Genomic DNA, 15,221 nt, shown 5'->3' on the forward strand with positions numbered 1-15,221 from the left:
ACTTAGAATGCAAAGTTTAATAAAGATTAAATAATAATCGCTGACTTTTAATATACCTATAGACATGCCTTGTGTAAATCATCTATAATTCAAGTAAGGGTCTGTGCTATGCGTTATGAGTTAAGTTAAATTTCCCGAGCGATAATTTCTAGTCAAGGGAATTGCCTCTATTGATTTCGTTGAAATTAATAAGCGATGCCCACCTTAACTTTAGTCTCAGGAATCTACTAAGGCTGACGGTAGATACGGATCCTATTTTGATTGGTTTAACATTTATGCTTCATCAATGCAGAGAACAAGGTACTTTCCTATGTTCGCCTAATGAAGTATTCCAAATTGTAATTGATGTTGAAAGGTATCCTGATTTTGTTCCTTGGTGCAAAGCCGTTTATATAAAAGAAAAAATTGACAACCAAATGGTTGTGGATCTTCTCGCAGTTTTTCATGGAATTAAAGGAAAGTACACATCAGAAGTAACCTTTCTTTCTCCAAGTGGAACAAATGAAGGTTGGATAAAAGCTGTATCATCAAATGGAATATTTAAACATCTATACAATGAATGGCAATTCATTCCCATAGATGAAAATAAAACTATGGTAAAGTTTTATATAGAGTTTAAGTTTAAGTCCAACTCATTTTCCACTTTATTAAACTCAGTATATAAATATACACAGAGTAAAATAATTGCTGCATTTAAAGATAGGGCTGAAAGCCTTGCTAAACAAAAGTTATCTTGACATTATTAATATAAATATGTAATTTTTTTAGTAAGTTAAGTGTTTGTATTGTAATGATTTTCAGACTATTGTTTTTACTAATTCTTATGAGTGTTAATTCTTATGCAGTTGTTAAATCCAGTAACCAACATATTCAAAAAGAAACTAATGAAATAACATCAAAGGAGTTACTATCACTATTACCTGATGATAAATTATTAGGAGATCCAAAAGCACCAATTCTAATGATAGAATATGCTTCATTAACTTGCTATCACTGCTCTCTTTTTCATAAGAATGTTTTTCCTAAAATTAAAGAGAAATATATAGACACAGGTAAGATGTTATATATATTTCGTCATTTTCCTTTGGATTACAGAGGGCTAAAGGCTGCAATGCTAAGTCATTGCTACGAAAAACAAGAAGACTACTTTAATTTTAACAAAGCTGTTTTTAACTCAATAGATTCGTGGAATTACTACAATTTAAGTGATTTGACTTTACTACAAAGAATTGCTGCACTAAGCAACTTAAAGCAAGATGCATTTAACCAATGCATTAATGATAAGAAAATTATGGATAAAATCGTAAATGATAAATCACTGGCAATCAATAAACTTGGTATCACAGCCACTCCAATATTTTTCATCAAGCTTAACGATGATGGTAAGTCATATATAGAGCATAATAAAGTTAAACATGAAGGGTATAAAGAGCTGAAATATCTTACTGATGTGATAGATAAATTATATGGAAAAGCTATAGTGAAGTAATACCACTGTAGCTTACCATATAAAAGACTCTATGCTGAGCCATTGTTTTTCACTACTGTTTGTTGTTTTTTACGCTCAAACTCTCTTTTTTTACTGTGCCAAGTGTAGTAATACATAGCGATTTTATTCTCTATTAATACTATTGTCCCATCATAAAACTGAACCATATCCATAACTTTTCTCTGAGCTTCATTAAAACGTTCTTTATACTTTTCACGATAAGCTGGATTATGTAGTAACATAACCCCTTCATTCTTGTTAGATTTTTTGTTTAACGTTTCAACTTCACTAGCAATAGTATAAGACATATAACCCCCTCTAATTGATTATAAAAATTATATTTTAAAAAGAGAAATGCGCATAAACAATCCCTTTAATTCTAGTATAATAATCGATTATTTATTATACTAGTTAACCATAGTACGATATATAATAATTTTTGTCACTTAAAATTTTATACTATGAAATAATAACTTAAAATAAATGTTTTTATTATTTTAAACTATATTATTATATTTATAAACTGTGTATGAATTAAGCTTCCCTAATTTATAATATAAAACGTAATGCGTAATAATTTTAGTATAAAATTATCATATATAAGAAATCTATTTGCAAAAGAATATAAAAAAATAGAAGAATATTGTATTCTTGAAAAAAAGCAACATATTCAGATTGGCCCTGAAGAAGGAAAGCTATTAAGTTTATTTATAAAAATCCATAAAATCAAAAGTATTGTTGAGATTGGCACGTTATACGGTTATTCGTCGATTTGCATGGCAAAAGCTCTACTGAAAGACGGTCATATATATACAATAGAAAATAATCCTCAACACTCAAGAATAGCAAAAAAAAATTTTAGTGCTTTTAATCTAAGTGATAAAATTACTCTAATAGAAGGTGATGCACTGGAAAAAATTAATGAATTATCAGCAAAGGCACCATTTGACATGATATTCATCGATGCTGACAAAAGTAGTTATCCTAAGTATTTAGATTGGGCAGAGTCATACATTAAACAAGATGGGTTAATCGTTGCAGATAACACTCTATTATTTAATACAGTATTTTTAGAATCGCCTCCAAAAGAAGTATCAGAAAAATCATGGCATGCTATGAGGGAGTTTAATAATAGATTATCAGATGAAAAGAAATATTTCTCTATATTGATTCCAACTGATGAAGGAATGACTGTAGCTTTAAAGCTAACATAAGTTAAAAATCAAGGTCAGCGTAATGTTTAGGAGGGGTTAAACCGGAAACTCTCTCTAATAATATCTCACGAAAACAAGGCTTTGATTTAACAATGGAGTACCATTCTTTTAAAATTTTACTTTTTTCCCATGGAAAACTACTTACATAATCCATTACGGAAATATGCGATGCTAAAGCAATATCAGCCAAAGTGAACTTATCAGTTGCAAGCCAAACGTTCTTGTTAATTAAGTGTTCGATGTATTCCATATGGCAAGGCAGGTTATGCTGAGCTGCATGAAGAAATCTAGAGTCAGGGCTGCGGTTAGTAATTACTTTTTCATTCATAATATACTTAGTAACTTCATTGTAAAATTTGTTGTCGAACCAATTGATTAGAGCGCGTATTTTAGACTTAATAATAGTGGATGAACCAAGTAATTTGACGTCGCTATTGTAAGTCTCTTCTATATATTCACAAATGGCATTACTATCCGCTATTACAAAGTTATTATCTATTAATACTGGTACTTGCCCAGTTGGATTGATCTCCATAAATTCATTCCGTTTTTCCCACGGATTTTCATACACTAGATCGCAGCCTAATTTTTTTTCTTTTAGAAAAGTTCTAACTTTTCGTGAAAATGGACAAAGAGGAAAATGATATAAAATCATAATATTCCTCTTTTGTTATCCCAGTACCTATAGGTTGTTATTCCAGTGTGTGAAACTGAAATCCACATCTTTTTTCTCTGGATCCAAGTTGGGATGACAAGAGAAGAGTATTTTAGGTAACAGTTGTTTACTCCAAAGTAATGTTGCAAGAGATCTAACATATAAATTATTAAGGTTAATATAGGATATACCTTGCTAAATAAAAAAAAAAGTATAATATTTTATAAGGTATGCAGGCAAAAACTCTGTAATTTGGTCAGATCAGAAATGAAGCAGCCATATCAGAACCTTTTTGGGTTGCATACCTATTTCATTATTTGTTTTATCCGAGGCTATGAATATAGCATTAAAACATCGTCCTAGTAGCTTTAAAGATCTAGTAGGTCAAGATATATTAGTGCGTGTATTAGAAAATGCTTTTATTTTAAACAAAATCCCACAGTCTATACTGCTCTCTGGTAGTAGTGGAGTTGGTAAAACCACCACTGCAAGGATAATAGCTTTATGTTTGAATTGTTCCCTGGGGCCAATTTTTGAACCTTGCGGATCATGTGAAAATTGTCTGGCAATAAAAAATTCAAGCCATCCAGATGTAATTGAAATCGATGCAGCAAGTCACACTAGCATTGACGATGTTAAAGTAATCCTGGGAGATATTTGCTATTCACCTATAAGCTCTAAATTCAAAGTCTACATTATAGATGAAGTACACATGTTATCCAGCAGTGCATTTAACGCATTACTTAAAACCCTAGAAGAGCCACCATCTAGTGTAAAATTCATTTTAGCAACTACAGAAATAAAAAAGATACCAATAACTATTATTGCACGTTGTCAAAGATTTGATTTACACAACATTCCTGTAGCTAAAATAGTAGAACGTTTAAATGATGTTGCACAAAAAGAGAGTTATTCCATTGAAAAGGGAGCATTAGAGTTAATTGCACGACATTCTGGAAATTCAATGCGTAACGCCTTGTTTTTGATGAATCAAGCAGTGCTATATAGCAAAGATGGTGCAATATCCACTAAAAATGTGATAGACATACTTGGCCTAGTGGAGAAAGATATTATATTCGATCTATTAGGAGCAATATTAGAAGGTGATTTACAGAAAGCTCTATCAGTGTTTGACAAGGCGATAAAAACAGCAAACCCACTTAGTATTTTTGAAGGTCTATTGCAAACAATTCAGTTAGTATGCCGTTTTTTGATTACAAAAGAAATTGATAATGCAGTTACAGAGTATGAAAAGAACAGGATAAAAGATTTAAGTATAAAGAAGTCTTTAATATTTTTTTCGAGATTGTGGAAGGTGTTGCTTAAAGGTATTCAAGATATAAAAACTTCAACATGCAACGATGTTGCTGCTGAAATGATGTTAATTAGCCTCTGTTATCTTTCTGATCTGCCTTCTCCGGAACAAGTGGTCAAAAAAATTCTTTCGCAGAATGCACAGCAGGGAAATACGCATAGTATAGGAAATGAACATCAACAAAATTATGATTTTGACAAAGTTTTGCAACTATTAAGGCAGAGTAACCAAATTTATCTTTACAAACAACTGTGTAATAATCTACAATTAATAGATTGTAAACCTGGATATTTAAAATTAAAAGCTATATCTAAGTTGGATAGTAATTTTTGCAATGATTTAAAAAATTACTTAAACCAGGTGACTCAGCAGGAGTGGGTTATTACAGTTGATACGGGTTATATAAATAAGGAAGTGAGTAATTTAAATTATGCACCTGCAGTTAAGGATATACTTGATACATTTAAAGGTGCAAAAGTAGTTAATATAGAAAATAAGGAGTAAGTTGTGGATTTTAGTCAAATAATGAAACAAGCGCAAGAGATGCAAAAAAAGCTTGCAGAAGCTCAAGAAAAATATGTTGGGAAAGAGTTTCAAGGTATTTCTGGTGGTGGCAAAGTTTCTGTATTAGTGGAAGTCATAAAAATAGGTAGCTATAAAGCTAAAAAGGTGAACATAGACTTAGAACTTATGAGAAATGAGGAAAAAGATATAGTAGAGGATTTAGTAACAGCAGCGTTTAATGATGCCGTTAAAAAAGCAGAAGAAGATATGGCAAATGCAACTTCTGATTTTGCAGGTATGATGGGTTTACCACCTGGGTTCAAACTTCCTTTTTGAATTTATTTCTATACTACTGAAGTTTCTTTTAGTGTAAGTATTTCTTTTTTAATATTTTCAACGCTAGTACTTCTTTATATAATACGCCTATAGCTAGCACAGCCCTACGTCATACCGTCACGGATAGATTCCGCTAACACGTAGCGGAATGACGAATTTTTGTTTTTCAAATTGTAGGTAAACCTAAGCTACTTTAGCTATAGATCCCGCTAACAAGCAGCGGGATGACGAGGTCTTTCGATAGTAAATCTTACCTGTGTTAGCTATACCAAAAAATCAAGAGTAAAAAAGTCGTGTAACTCTATTTATTCATTAATAAAATCTTTGTCTTTTCCCAAAAATTAGTTAAAATGTAGAATATTTTGTGTTATTAAGTTAGCACTTGACTTAACTTTAGTTGTTACTTAGACTGCTAAAGTGGAATTTTAATTTTTTTACGAGGACAATTATGCATTATAAAAAGTTTTTTTCAGCAGCCGCTTTAGCAACGTTGCTAAGTTTATCAAACTCTGCTTTTTCAGACCCTGTTGGTCCAATAAGTGATGAAGAAACTAGCTACTACATTCGTTTGCAATACAATGGTGAATTTTTACCTCTTTTCACAAAAGTTGATGGTATTGAATATAAAAAAGGCACCGAAAGTCATAATCCATTAAAAGCATCTTTTATAGCTGGTGGTGGTGCATTTGGTTACAAAATGGACGACATCAGGGTTGATGTTGAAGGGGTTTATTCGCAACTAAGCAAAAATAATGTTACAGGTGCAGCATTTAACCCAGATGCTGTTGCAGACAGTTTAACAGCAATTTCAGGACTAGTTAACGTTTATTACGATATAGCAATTGAAGATATGCCTATCACTCCATATATTGGTGTTGGTGTTGGTGCAGCGTATATTAGCACTCCTTTGAAAGAAGCTGTGAATGATCAAAAAAGTAAATTTGGTTTTGCTGGTCAAGTAAAAGCTGGTGTTAGTTATGATGTAACTCCAGAAATCAAACTTTATGCTGGAGCTCGTTATTTCGGTTCTTTTGGTGCTCATTTTGATAAAGATAATGTTGAATCAAGCAAAAACAAAGGGGAACTCAAAGTTCTTTACAGCACTGTTGGTGCAGAAGCTGGAGTAGCGTTTAATTTCTAGTCTATCTCAGTCTTGTTATCCCAGTGGGTTTTTTCTTGTCATTCAAGTAGCATGACACTGGGGTGGCTTTGTTGCATAGCAGCAGAAAAACTAGTGATTACTGACTAAATTCATTATAAAATGACGATTTAAGGATAAATATGCCACAAAAAATGAGAGTCAGTAATCATAGAGAATATAACAAATTTCTAGAAAAAAGAGGAAATATTTTTCATTATATCAACGAAGCCATAGAAAATTGGTATGAAATTGGGCCAAAAATGTAGGGTGGCAACAATATTTACAGCAACAAAGTGGTAATTTTGATACATATAATAACCCATCTATTCAGAATAGGTTTGAGTGGGATTTTTAGAGGGATAAATTGAACAAATAGGAAAAAATTTGCAGCTATTCACAAGCATCAAAAGAAACTTGATATTAAGATCAATGATTGCAGAGTTGATAAAAATAACATGGAAGATATCGAAATTGCTATAGACAGTACAGGAATTAGTATATACAACAACACACAGCAAAGAGAATAGCAAAGATAGAGAGTACCGCGGCTATAAACAAGTAAGAAAATTGCACATAATGTTGAGCAAACAAGTCATAGCTACAAAATACAGTAATGGCGTTTACTCTGATCACTATGGAGCATTGGGGAAATTTGATGTTAAATATGCTATAAAAGCACTATATGCAGATAGGGCATATGATAAAAAAGCTCTATAAGCTGTGTAATCAATATGGCATAAAAACGAAAATTCCTCCGAAAAACAACGCAGCAGAGCATCCAAAATTGGATTATATGCTTGATAGAAATGCCGCTATTCAGTTAATGAAATTACATGGTGAGAATGGTATAAAAAGATGGAAAGAAGAAGTAAATTACGGAAAAAGATCTTATATTGAAGGATTTTTCTCAAGGTTGAAGCGAATATTTGGGTTTAGTTTTAAGAATAAATCTGAGACAAATAGAGAGAAGAAACTGCTTATTAAATGCTGCTTAATGAACAAATTTACTGCAATTGGTATGCCTAAATTTGAAATAGTCGCATAAAATTATTTACTCTGGAAAAAACTTACGTTGCTATGCAACAAAGCCATCCCAGTGTCTGCTGCTTGCATAGCATTTATCTACCAAAACAATGGTCATGCAAGAGGCTTAATGACTTTGCTTGGATGTGTGATATAATTTAAATTGTAAGGTCTAAAAAATACTAGCATGAATGAAGTGATAACATTTGGTTGTCGTCTAAATTTTTACGAGAGTGAGTTAATCAAAGAAGCATTAAAAAAAGCAGAAAGAAAAAATGTTGTTGTGGTGCATAGCTGTGCAGTGACAAACGAAGCAGAACGCCAAGTAAAGCAAAAAATACGTAAGATCTATAAAAACGACCCAAGTAAAGAAATTATCGTAGTTGGTTGTGCTGTTCAGTTGGATCCAGAAGTTTACAGTAGCATTCCTGGTGTAAGTAAAGTGCTCGGTAATCAAGATAAGCTAAAAGCTGAAAATTACTTACTAAATGACGATAAAATCTTAGTCAGTGATAACCAAGTAAACAAATCAGAACCTGTTCTAATTAATGGATTTGAAGATAAATCAAGGGCATTTATTGAAATTCAAAATGGTTGTAATCATAGCTGCACATTTTGCTCAATTACTGAGGCAAGAGGGAATAATCAATCTGTGCCAATAAACAGTATTATAGAGCAAATTAGGATCTTTGTAGAAAATGGATATCAAGAAGTAGTGTTTACAGGTGTTGATATTACTGACTTTGGTACAGATTTGTTTGCTAAGCCATCACTTGGTTCAATGATTGGGAGAGTTTTAAAAGATATACCAGAGTTGAAGAGGCTAAGACTTTCCTCTATCGATGTTGCTGAAGTTGACGACGAATTAATGGATTTAATAGCTAATGAGTCAAAACTTATGCCTCATTTACACTTGAGTCTACAATCTGGCAATAATTTAATACTAAAGAGAATGAAACGTCGTCACAACAGAGAACAAGTAATAGAATTTTGTCATAAAATGAAGAGTTTGAGGCCTAATATAGCATTTGGCGCTGATATTATTGCTGGATTTCCAACAGAAACTGATGAAATGTTTCAGGATACAGTTGATTTACTGAAAAAAACAAATATAGTTTACCTACATGCTTTTCCATATTCAGAGCGGAAGAATACACCTGCTGCACGAATGCCACAAGTACCAGAGAATGTGCGTAAAGAACGAGTAAAAAATTTAAGAGAAATGAATAGAGAAATGATGAGTAGCTTTTATCAATCTTTGATAGGCACTGAACAAAGTGTTCTGGTTGAGCAAAATAATGTCGGTAGAACAGAAAATTTTGCATTAGTAAAGCTTGAATCAAAAGCTCAAGCCAAGAGTATTGTGAAAGTTAATGTTAAAGGAGTGGAAAATAATTATCTAATTGGAAATATTCTTTCTTAATTTTTGTACATTAAAGAAATATATGATATAGTAGTTATAATATAAATGATAATTATGGGTTCATTTGTGATAACTAAAATATCTATTACTTTATTTTTGATTTTCATTCCATGTGTCTATTTTTTTATTACTTATATTAGTAATACACACATTGAGCAAGTACAACTCTTAAAACTAGAAACGGACAATAATGAAGATGTAATGCATTCTGAAGAGGTTACTGAGAAAAAAATACTAATAAATGATTTAAAATATCAAGAACTTGAAAGTAGTCCTACTGAACAACCTTCTATTCTCCAAGTAGCTGATCAGAAAAATATGTGGTCACGTATTGCAGATCAAGCTGATAATGAGCAGATTACAAAGGAAAAATCAAAAAAACTTGATTTTTATGTTAGTGCTAACGGTGGTAAGGTATACCATGATAATTCAGAAACATTTGTAAAGGGTATAGAGGCAATAGGGAAGAGAGTCCTAACTTTAGTTGAAATTCATTATGGTTTTATGATAAAAAATATAATGGCAAATGAAATTAAAAGCATAAAAGAATTTAATGGGAAAATTGATTTCCAATGGGTTAACAGTATATCTTTAGGTTACTATGCTGGAGAAAATGGCCGAGTTGATTTTGAAGCCATGTATTCTAGAGCCAATATTGAAAATAGTAATTCTCCTCTGGTATTTGATAAATCAGCAAGTATATTTGCGTTTTTGTTAAACTTATATTATAATCCCAGCTTTCAGGATACGCAATTTGCTCCATACATCGGCCTTGGTATAGGACCAACAGTTTTTAGATTAAAAAGAATTAATGGATCATCCCAAAGTTCAATGCCACTTAATGTTCCTTGGTTTGCTTATCAAATAAAGCTTGGTATTAACTATTCAATAATCCCAGAAGTCAAAACCTTTCTCGGCTATCGTTACTTTAGCGTTCCGATACCTGTTGCAGATGACATATCTACTCATAATATTGAAGTTGGTTTGATATTTAATTTTTAGTAGTGATTTAATATATATATAAATTCTTATCTTTTCTATCTAACAAACCAAATGTTGGTACGATTGTTGCTTTTAAAAAAATGACAGTTTCTACTGTTCTAATGTTATTCGCTAGCCTTTTTGACTTCTGATGTAATGTAGCTTTAAAGCTTTGCTTATCTTTTCTATGTTCTATAAGCCCGCCGATTACCATAATTTCACCGCTCTTAATTTTTAACATAGAGTTCATTTCTCTGATTTCAACAATTGGAATGTCGCTATTTAATTTCATTTTACTCTGCTGTGCGATGTACTCTATATCTGGATCTTTAATGTAGCCGTTAATTCTTGATAAAGTTGGATGTATATCCATGAATATTTCACTAGTATCAATGTTAATGCTTGGGTGGATTATTAGCACAACACCTATTGGAACACTATTCATCTTGGTAATTAAGGTCTGATTAGAGTTTCTAGTATCTTTTTGTATATCGGAAGTAAAATAAATATGGTTTTTGGTAAATGAAATCATCGCTTGCTGATTATTTATAGCATGTACTCTAGGGCTTGAAATTACAGTTGAAGCGCCAAATTTGTCTAAATTTTTTACTAAATCTCCTAGATCACTCGCACCAAAGTTCATTGCTAGGTTAATAATGGAGTTATCTTGATTTATTATAGACTTAGTTCCATCGCGTAAGTCATTTAAGTTTATACCAGAAAGATATTTGTCATCTAACACAACTTCAACTATTTTTGCCTCTATCATTACTTGAGAAGACGCTAATTTCTTAACCTTATTAATATATTCTTCAACAGCTTTATGGATATCTTTTCTAGCATTCAAAATAATAACACCAGCTTCTCTGTTGGATGAAAGGAATTCGCCATCATCCACCCCGTTAAAATCCATTATTGTATTCAAGCCTTTTTCTAATGAATTCCATAAGTCACTACTGTATTGAGACTTCATAACATTGTTATAGTCCCTATCAGTGTGACTTCCATCACTGTTAGTAATATTGTTACTAATGACGAAACTGCTTTGAGCAGAATGTTGAATATTAATGAAGTCTGCGTAATAATTTTGCGCGTATGGCAAGTCCTGCTCAATTCTAATTACACCATTGCTTGTTGAGTAACGCAATTTGGCGCTATTTGCTATACTCTGAATTACTTCATTTATATTCTTATCTTTTAGCTTTAAAATAATATTACCTGATATTTTTGGGTCTATATCCAAGTTAACGTCAGAAAGTTTTCCTATCTCAATCAGCAAATCTTTTACTGATACTTCTTCACTAACATTAATAGAAATAAGCTGATTACTGATTGTGAGATCGGGAAACTCTATTGTTAAAGGCATAATTTCTGGTATTGCCGGTTCATTAATCTCCAAAGAGGTGTTGTATTGCTGCAACGAATAATCGTGCTCACCTATATCATGATGATCTTCGTTGCCTATATTAGTGAGATGTTGCTTAGTAGGCAGGTGTGTGCAAGAAATAATGAAGAGGAGTATTAAGCATTTTAAAATAGCCATTAGAACAGCATATAGATCTATACTAATAGATTTCTATAAAAATATTAAAAATGTATTTAATCTCATTTTCATTCAACAGATAATTGTCATATATTAGCTTGGCCTGCACTGGCTATATGTTTTTTTTGTACGCCCCTCTTGTACTTAAGTGTAGAGTAAGTTTTCCAGCATAGCCTTAGTTTTTTTATATATTTTACTTCTTTCTCTATATTTAATAATAGGCTTAAAAATAAATGGTAAGCCTATAATTGTTAAGCTTAGAGCTAGGGTTGAAAGTATACAACAGGCTTTGTGTTTACTATGTAGCTCTTTCAGGTAAAGCATCAAAAATCTACAAAATTTTTTGTAATTTTCTTCGATGTTTTTTTTGCTATGAGCCTTGCTAATGAATATATCTATTGCGGTATGACCGTTATTACACTTAATGTTAAGGTCTGCACCTTTTTCTGTTAACAGCTGAGCTATATCAAAATAATCCTTTTGAACAGCAAGATGTAGAGGTGCAAAACCTTGTTGCTCACAAATGTTCATATTGGCTCTAACTTCCAATAACATTTTCACAATTTTTGTATGGCCTTTTTTAACTGCCAGTAGCAAGGGAGTTCTGTTACATTTAGTAACAGCATTAATGTTTACCTTAAGCTTCAATAAGAGCTTAACTGTTTTAGTGTTACCATTATGGCTAGCTTTATGCAGCCTGGCGTTGCCATTAAAATCTTGATCATTTGCATCTATTCCTTTTGATACAAGAAATGTTACCATTTTTCTATTATTATGCTCAATAGCGCAATCTAATGCATCAAAACCATGGTTGTTTTTTGTGCAAAAAAACTCTTTAAGTTTAATTTCATCGTTACTTGCTTGCTGTCTTTTTGCAATAAGTTTAACTATTTGCATTTTGTTGTTATACGCTGCTAGGAAAAGCGTAGTGTTATTTTCTGCATCTTTGGCTTCTATATTTGCACCTTTCTTTATCAGATATTCTATAATTTCTGCTCTGCTGTCATAATGTGCAGTGCATTGATAGATAGTTAAAAACAAAGGAGTGCGAAAATTGTTATCTTCACATTCGAGATTTGCTCCGCTATCAATTAAAATTTGGACGCTTTTTTTAGAACCGTATAGTGAAGCTATATGAAGAGGAGTATAGCCCTCTTTAGCGTCTTTTTCATTAATTTTTGCGCCTTTTGTTATCAAAAAATCTATTAATTCCGTGTCATCTTGTAGTGCAGCAAGGTGCAGTGGAGTGAATCCATTTTTATCCTTGGAATTGATTGTCAGTTGATTAACAAAAAGTTTAGCAATTTTCTTGTGTCCATGCATAATGGCGTAATGCAGTGGGTTTCTATTTTCGTTGTCTACGACATTAAAATCAGCTTCGTGCTCTAGCAATGATTTTACTCCAACTAAATCGCCTTCTTTTGTGAACTTATGCAAGAGAGTGATTCCACTTGCATCTTTTGAGTTAATATCAAATCCATTTTCTACTAATTGGTTTATATCTTCCTCACGCGCCATATCACTTAAGTCTCTAATTGAACCCTTTTCGCGTTAATAATACTCCTACTTGATTAAGTTTAAATGAATCTGTGAGAAATGGCTAGGATACTATGCATTCTTGCATAACAAACTTTTGGCAGCGCATTGGATGAAACAAAAAAACCACTTGACAAACTCCGCCAGCCCCCTTATTATGACAATAAGGTTATTCATGACTCAAAACTTGTTTTTGACCTGCAGGCTCAATGACAAAATTCAGTAAAAAACTTAGGGTATTTTTTGGCGGATTACATAAAATTATAGCGGCTGCATGTCTTTTAAATTTTTTCTACATTCAGCCAAAACGCGCTTAAACTAAGCGTCAGCACATTATTACAGCACCACTTACAGTAATATAGAGTCAAAACTCGCTACTCGGGGCTTCTTTTGCCTTTTTTTTCATTTGGTAAATTTCTTAAATATTTGTAGCTAAAAGAGCCCAAGAGAGGTGTCATTCCAGTGCTCCTTTTTTTGTCATCCCAGTGCCCAGACATTGGGATCTAGCTAAGTTGGTGAGTATAAAAGTAGCCGTTTTATGTTAAAATACAACGTTTTGATGATTATGAAAAGGCTGGATTCCAGTGTCACGCACTGGAATGACAAAAAAAGGAGCACTGGAATGACAAGAAAGGAGCTACTCGGATGACAGGAGAAAGGGGCACTGGAATGATACTATTATAGAGTGAACCAGTGTCTGGGCACTGCCGTCATAAAGGAACCAGTGTCAGCTACTTGGATGACACCATCCTTTTTTCTGGATCCCAGTGGGCTTTGTTGTATAGCTACTTATGAAGAGGGCAAATGGAAGAAATTCATTTGCCCTCAAACTGTGCCTTGCGATCCTTAAAAGGAAGAGTAGATGGATCTTTCACCTCACTATTCACCTCAGTCACTGTTGTTGCAGGAGGAGCTTGAGGTCCTGTTTGTAAATTAGCAGGCTTAGGAGGTATTGGTGGCTTTTCTGTATTTGGTTGGTGGCTTGGCAAAGCTGCAATTTTAGGATATTGTTGACCCACATCATCATCAGATCTATAACCACTCTCGGAAGTGCTTGTTCCTTTTTCATCGTCTGATTGGGAATTTGAAGGCGTAGATTTTTTCCTGCTTTTTGTCAGCACCTTCTTTTTCTGCTCTTTCTGTTTGTCTTTGCCTTCATCTGAACTCCAATCTGAATCCCTACTAGAACCAGAACGCTCACTTTCACTATCTGAGTATTTAATTCCCGCCCTTCTTGCAAGGATAAAAACTATTCCTCCATCGTGCTTTTGTTCCTCTTTTCTTTGCGCATTAGTATCTACTTTCTTAAGTTTTGCCTTTCCTTGTGTAATAGCATTATGATCAACAGCTACTTGCTTGTTATCTTTTGGGGGTATGAGTTTAGTAGGAAGAGCATTTTTTGGTGAAGCACCACCAAGAGATCTTTCACTAGTATCATCATCCTTTGATGGCTTCCAACTGTTCAAACCTCCAGTTGGTAGAGGAGGTGGGGGTGGCGGTGCACTACTTGGTGGAGGCGGAGGAGGTGGTGGTGCAGCACCAGTTAGCGGCTTTTTAGAAATTGCTACACCAAGTGTTAGCTGATGTTGTGAAAGAGTAGGCGTACTTGACTTATTCTTCAGATCAGTACCATTTTCACACACAGATTTTTTTGTTGGTTCTGGAAATTCAGTATGTTGTTGGTCAGACTGATCAAATTCTTTTCCACTCAGATCTATTTTTTTCTCATTACCAGCTATAGAAATGGCCCGTTTAATAAGATATGCTGCTGAAACCAGCGCAACAATTGTAGAAACAGTAAAAATCGCTAAAGAAGCCGTTGCAATAACACCGGAACCAGAAATTGCTGTAATAACATAAGGAAGATATTGACCAGCTGTGAAACTAAATGCAGATAATGATAAAACAGCAATTAAAGGACCAAGATTTGATGTACGCATTTTTTACTTCACTTGTTAATGATAATTTAATAATAACTAGATTATCATCATTCGTCAATAGTTTATGACTAAATTAATGTTTATATTAAGATAATACACGACAAGTAATAGCCATAATATT

At 33.0% G+C, this 15,221-nt stretch carries 17 protein-coding genes and 2 other RNA genes; 13 read left to right on the forward strand and 6 right to left on the reverse strand.

Going from position 1 to position 15,221, the window contains the following annotated elements; all coding sequences use genetic code 11:
* Window positions 1-95: 95 nt before the first annotated feature.
* The 3 genes from ssrS (at window position 96) to ABWU50_RS00430 (ending at window position 1,489) form a co-directional block, all read left to right on the forward strand.
* A non-coding RNA gene (gene ssrS / locus ABWU50_RS00420) (6S RNA) lies at window positions 96-256 on the forward strand.
* A gap of 19 nt (window positions 257-275) precedes the next feature.
* Window positions 276-737, forward strand: a complete 462-nt coding sequence (locus ABWU50_RS00425; protein ID WP_253309233.1) for a type II toxin-antitoxin system RatA family toxin — start codon at window positions 276-278, stop codon at window positions 735-737.
* Between the two features lie 53 nt (window positions 738-790).
* On the forward strand, window positions 791-1,489 hold the full coding sequence (locus ABWU50_RS00430; protein ID WP_253309234.1) for a DsbA family protein: 699 nt from the start codon (window positions 791-793) through the stop codon (window positions 1,487-1,489).
* 29 nt (window positions 1,490-1,518) lie between these two features.
* Here ABWU50_RS00430 and ABWU50_RS00435 read toward each other — a convergent pair whose 3' ends face one another.
* A complete protein-coding gene (locus tag ABWU50_RS00435) occupies window positions 1,519-1,797 on the reverse strand; it encodes a DUF2671 domain-containing protein (RefSeq protein WP_353275930.1) in 279 nt (92 codons plus the stop codon).
* Window positions 1,798-2,055: 258 nt separating this feature from the next.
* On the opposite strand from ABWU50_RS00435, the gene ABWU50_RS00440 reads away from it, so the two are divergent.
* Window positions 2,056-2,703 (forward strand): O-methyltransferase, encoded by a 648-nt coding sequence (locus ABWU50_RS00440; protein WP_253309236.1) that lies wholly within the window; start codon window positions 2,056-2,058, stop codon window positions 2,701-2,703.
* Between the two features lies 1 nt (window position 2,704).
* On the opposite strand, the gene ABWU50_RS00445 is transcribed toward ABWU50_RS00440, so the two are convergent.
* Together ABWU50_RS00445 and ABWU50_RS00450 are read right to left on the reverse strand one after the other, a co-directional pair.
* Window positions 2,705-3,358 carry a glutathione S-transferase family protein gene (locus ABWU50_RS00445; protein WP_064125276.1) on the reverse strand — a complete coding sequence of 218 codons (654 nt, stop codon included), beginning with the start codon at window positions 3,356-3,358 and terminating at the stop codon, window positions 2,705-2,707.
* Complete coding sequence (locus ABWU50_RS00450; protein WP_187297265.1) at window positions 3,355-3,519, reverse strand: hypothetical protein; 165 nt, start codon at window positions 3,517-3,519, stop codon at window positions 3,355-3,357. Before ABWU50_RS00450 ends, ABWU50_RS00445 begins: the two co-directional genes overlap by 4 nt.
* Window positions 3,520-3,581: 62 nt before the next feature.
* Here ABWU50_RS00450 and ffs point away from each other — a divergent pair.
* The 9 genes from ffs to ABWU50_RS00495 all read left to right on the forward strand — a co-directional run bounded on the left by ffs (window position 3,582) and on the right by ABWU50_RS00495 (window position 10,102).
* An RNA gene (gene ffs, locus ABWU50_RS00455) (signal recognition particle sRNA small type) lies at window positions 3,582-3,671 on the forward strand.
* A 21-nt stretch (window positions 3,672-3,692) separates the two neighbouring features.
* Window positions 3,693-5,177 (forward strand): DNA polymerase III subunit gamma/tau, encoded by a 1,485-nt coding sequence (gene dnaX, locus ABWU50_RS00460; protein ID WP_353275931.1) that lies wholly within the window; start codon window positions 3,693-3,695, stop codon window positions 5,175-5,177.
* Between the two features lie 21 nt (window positions 5,178-5,198).
* The gene (locus tag ABWU50_RS00465) at window positions 5,199-5,513 is read left to right on the forward strand and encodes a YbaB/EbfC family nucleoid-associated protein (RefSeq protein ID WP_353276297.1); all 315 of its coding nucleotides are present in this window, start codon (window positions 5,199-5,201) and stop codon (window positions 5,511-5,513) included.
* A 448-nt stretch (window positions 5,514-5,961) separates the two neighbouring features.
* Window positions 5,962-6,654, forward strand: coding sequence for an acyloxyacyl hydrolase (locus ABWU50_RS00470; RefSeq protein ID WP_353275932.1), 693 nt, complete (start codon window positions 5,962-5,964; stop codon window positions 6,652-6,654).
* A 140-nt stretch (window positions 6,655-6,794) separates the two neighbouring features.
* A complete protein-coding gene (locus tag ABWU50_RS00475) occupies window positions 6,795-6,920 on the forward strand; it encodes a hypothetical protein (RefSeq protein ID WP_264732015.1) in 126 nt (41 codons plus the stop codon).
* 310 nt (window positions 6,921-7,230) lie between these two features.
* Complete coding sequence (locus ABWU50_RS00480) at window positions 7,231-7,371, forward strand: hypothetical protein (protein ID WP_341820755.1); 141 nt, start codon at window positions 7,231-7,233, stop codon at window positions 7,369-7,371.
* Complete coding sequence (locus ABWU50_RS00485; RefSeq protein WP_353275839.1) at window positions 7,337-7,699, forward strand: transposase; 363 nt, start codon at window positions 7,337-7,339, stop codon at window positions 7,697-7,699. The genes ABWU50_RS00480 and ABWU50_RS00485 overlap by 35 nt, the downstream gene beginning before the upstream one ends.
* 165 nt (window positions 7,700-7,864) lie before the next feature.
* Complete coding sequence (gene mtaB, locus ABWU50_RS00490; protein ID WP_353275933.1) at window positions 7,865-9,100, forward strand: tRNA (N(6)-L-threonylcarbamoyladenosine(37)-C(2))-methylthiotransferase MtaB; 1,236 nt, start codon at window positions 7,865-7,867, stop codon at window positions 9,098-9,100.
* A gap of 66 nt (window positions 9,101-9,166) precedes the next feature.
* Entirely contained in the window at window positions 9,167-10,102 is a 936-nt protein-coding gene (locus ABWU50_RS00495) for an outer membrane protein (RefSeq protein WP_353275934.1), read from the forward strand.
* 7 nt (window positions 10,103-10,109) lie between these two features.
* Here ABWU50_RS00495 and ABWU50_RS00500 read toward each other — a convergent pair whose 3' ends face one another.
* From ABWU50_RS00500 to ABWU50_RS00510, 3 genes are all read right to left on the reverse strand, one after another.
* On the reverse strand, window positions 10,110-11,624 hold the full coding sequence (locus tag ABWU50_RS00500; RefSeq protein WP_353275935.1) for a type II secretion system protein GspD: 1,515 nt from the start codon (window positions 11,622-11,624) through the stop codon (window positions 10,110-10,112).
* A gap of 144 nt (window positions 11,625-11,768) precedes the next feature.
* A complete protein-coding gene (locus ABWU50_RS00505) occupies window positions 11,769-13,142 on the reverse strand; it encodes an ankyrin repeat domain-containing protein (protein WP_353275937.1) in 1,374 nt (457 codons plus the stop codon).
* An 833-nt stretch (window positions 13,143-13,975) separates the two neighbouring features.
* A complete protein-coding gene (locus ABWU50_RS00510; protein ID WP_353275939.1) occupies window positions 13,976-15,100 on the reverse strand; it encodes a hypothetical protein in 1,125 nt (374 codons plus the stop codon).
* Window positions 15,101-15,221 lie beyond the last annotated feature (121 nt).

It is taken from the genome of Wolbachia endosymbiont (group A) of Pipizella viduata, assembly GCF_964028555.1.
Lineage (GTDB): Bacteria > Pseudomonadota > Alphaproteobacteria > Rickettsiales > Anaplasmataceae > Wolbachia.

What these genes read in the sequence shown, in the direction of transcription:
- ABWU50_RS00425 (WP_253309233.1), top strand. Translation starts at nt 276, where the DNA reads ATGCTTCATCAATGCAGAGAACAAGGTACTTTCCTATGTTCGCCTAAT.
- ABWU50_RS00485 (WP_353275839.1), top strand. Translation starts at nt 7,337, where the DNA reads ATGCAGATAGGGCATATGATAAAAAAGCTCTATAAGCTGTGTAATCAA.
- ABWU50_RS00510 (WP_353275939.1), bottom strand. Translation starts at nt 15,100, where the DNA reads ATGCGTACATCAAATCTTGGTCCTTTAATTGCTGTTTTATCATTATCT.
- ABWU50_RS00445 (WP_064125276.1), bottom strand. Translation starts at nt 3,358, where the DNA reads ATGATTTTATATCATTTTCCTCTTTGTCCATTTTCACGAAAAGTTAGA.
- ABWU50_RS00480 (WP_341820755.1), top strand. Translation starts at nt 7,231, where the DNA reads ATGTTGAGCAAACAAGTCATAGCTACAAAATACAGTAATGGCGTTTAC.
- ABWU50_RS00450 (WP_187297265.1), bottom strand. Translation starts at nt 3,519, where the DNA reads ATGTTAGATCTCTTGCAACATTACTTTGGAGTAAACAACTGTTACCTA.
- dnaX (WP_353275931.1), top strand. Translation starts at nt 3,693, where the DNA reads ATGAATATAGCATTAAAACATCGTCCTAGTAGCTTTAAAGATCTAGTA.
- ABWU50_RS00430 (WP_253309234.1), top strand. Translation starts at nt 791, where the DNA reads ATGATTTTCAGACTATTGTTTTTACTAATTCTTATGAGTGTTAATTCT.
- ABWU50_RS00465 (WP_353276297.1), top strand. Translation starts at nt 5,199, where the DNA reads ATGAAACAAGCGCAAGAGATGCAAAAAAAGCTTGCAGAAGCTCAAGAA.
- ABWU50_RS00505 (WP_353275937.1), bottom strand. Translation starts at nt 13,142, where the DNA reads ATGGCGCGTGAGGAAGATATAAACCAATTAGTAGAAAATGGATTTGAT.
- ABWU50_RS00500 (WP_353275935.1), bottom strand. Translation starts at nt 11,624, where the DNA reads ATGGCTATTTTAAAATGCTTAATACTCCTCTTCATTATTTCTTGCACA.
- mtaB (WP_353275933.1), top strand. Translation starts at nt 7,865, where the DNA reads ATGAATGAAGTGATAACATTTGGTTGTCGTCTAAATTTTTACGAGAGT.
- ABWU50_RS00475 (WP_264732015.1), top strand. Translation starts at nt 6,795, where the DNA reads ATGCCACAAAAAATGAGAGTCAGTAATCATAGAGAATATAACAAATTT.
- ABWU50_RS00470 (WP_353275932.1), top strand. Translation starts at nt 5,962, where the DNA reads ATGCATTATAAAAAGTTTTTTTCAGCAGCCGCTTTAGCAACGTTGCTA.
- ABWU50_RS00440 (WP_253309236.1), top strand. Translation starts at nt 2,056, where the DNA reads ATGCGTAATAATTTTAGTATAAAATTATCATATATAAGAAATCTATTT.
- ABWU50_RS00435 (WP_353275930.1), bottom strand. Translation starts at nt 1,797, where the DNA reads ATGTCTTATACTATTGCTAGTGAAGTTGAAACGTTAAACAAAAAATCT.